This window comes from Terrabacter sp. P5_B1, from assembly GCF_056400505.1.
In genome coordinates, this window is sequence record NZ_JBFULD010000511.1 from 1 (window position 1) to 1860 (window position 1860).

A 1860-nucleotide genomic window follows, 5' to 3' on the forward strand; every position below is an offset into this window, starting at 1 on the left:
GCGCCGCACCGCGATGCGCCTGCGCAGCGGTGACCTCGTCGAGGTCGAGGGTGCACTGCGCCGACGGTTCTTCGGCGGAGCTGCCGGTCGTCAGAGCCGCTACGAGGTCGAGGCGGTGGCGCTCCGGAGGGTGTCCGGAGGAGGCGTCGGCGCCACCTAGACTGTGCTCCCATGACCGACGCCGAGCAGCCCGCCGCCGCGCCGTCCCACGTCACGGGTGCGCACGACCGCCGCGGCGTCTTCGAGGTCGGGGAGCGCATCCAGCTGACCGACCCCAAGGGGCGTCTGCACACCATCACGCTGGAGCCCGGACGCGAGTTCCACACCCACCGCGGCTTCCTCCGGCACGACGACCTCATCGGGTCCCACGACGGCTCCGTGGTCACGAACACCGCCGGCGTCGAGTACCTCGCACTGCGACCGCTGCTCAGCGACTACGTCATGTCGATGCCGCGCGGCGCGGCCGTCGTCTACCCCAAGGACTCGGGCCAGATCGTCCAGATGGCCGACATCTTCCCCGGCGCGACGGTCGTCGAGGCCGGTGTCGGGAGCGGCGCGCTGTCCATGTCACTCCTGCGTGCCATCGGAGAGCAGGGCCGGCTGCTGTCGTTCGAGCGTCGTGAGGACTTCGCCGACATCGCCCGTGGCAACGGCCGGGCGTTCTTCGGTGGGGACCACCCGGCCTGGACCGTCACCGTCGGCGACCTCGTCGAGTCCCTGCCGACCGTCGCCCAGCCCGGCACCGTCGACCGCGTCGTCCTCGACATGCTGGCGCCGTGGGAGTGCCTCGACGCCGTCTCCGAGGCCCTGATCCCCGGAGGCGTGCTCATCTGCTACGTCGCCACGACGACCCARCTGAGCCGGGTGGCCGAGGGCATCCGTGCCCATGGCGGCTTCACCGAACCCTCCGCGTGGGAGTCACTCGTGCGCGGTTGGCACCTCGAGGGCCTCGCGGTTCGTCCGCAGCACCGGATGCACGGACACACCGGGTTCCTCATCACGACGCGTCGCCTCGCCCCCGGCGTCGTCCCGCCCGAGCGCAAGCGCCGTCCCGCCAAGGGTGCCTACGGCGACGCGACCGACGCCGGCGTCACCGGCGAGACCGGGGTCGGCGTCGCTGTCGCCGACGCGGACGCAGCGTCCACGGTCGTCCCGGGATCGACCGCGTCGACCGACATCCCGGCGGACGCCTGGACGCCCGAGGCGCTCGGCGAACGGGTCAAGAGCGACAAGACGATCCGACGCGTGCGCCGATCACTGGCTGAAACGTCCGACGACATCGGCTGACACGGGGTTAAGGTCGAATCGTCACTATGTGCGAGTGACGGATTGAGGAGGCCGGCATGTCTGATGACGTCCGCAACCCAGACCCCCCACGTGCCGACGGCGCAGGAGTCCCCGGAACCGGAGACCGCGAGCTCGCAGCCCTGCGCGCCGAGGTCGAGTCCTTGCGCGAAGTGGCCCGACACTCGCCGCAGCGCACGCGTGAGCTCGAGGCGCGGCTCGCCCACGTCCAGACGAGCCTGTCGACGCTGTCATCGCAGAACGAGCGCCTGGTGCGCACGCTCAGGGATGCGCGCGAGCAGATCGTCACCCTGAAGCAGGAGGTCGACCGTCTCGCGCAGCCGCCGAGCACCTACGGCCTCGTCATCGACCCGCCCGACGACGGCGCGATCGACATCATCACGGGCGGGCGCAAGATGCGCGTCGCGATCAGCCCGTCCGTCGACCAGCATGATCTCGGGCTGGGCCGCGAGGTCATGCTCAACGAGGCCCTCAACGTGGTGTCGGTCCACGGCTACGAGCGCGTCGGCGAGGTCGTCACCGTCAAGGAGCGCATCGACCACGAGCGGGTGGTCG

1 protein-coding gene and 1 pseudogene are annotated in these 1860 nt (G+C 71.0%); both read left to right on the forward strand.

Going from position 1 to position 1860, the window contains the following annotated elements:
* The first annotated feature begins 171 nt into the window (after positions 1–171).
* Entirely contained in the window at positions 172–1287 is a 1116-nt protein-coding gene (locus tag AC1DP0_RS21500; protein ID WP_478088547.1) for a tRNA (adenine-N1)-methyltransferase, read from the forward strand.
* Positions 1288–1343: 56 nt separating this feature from the next.
* A pseudogene (locus tag AC1DP0_RS21505) lies at positions 1344–1860 on the forward strand (proteasome ATPase); the annotation flags it as partial.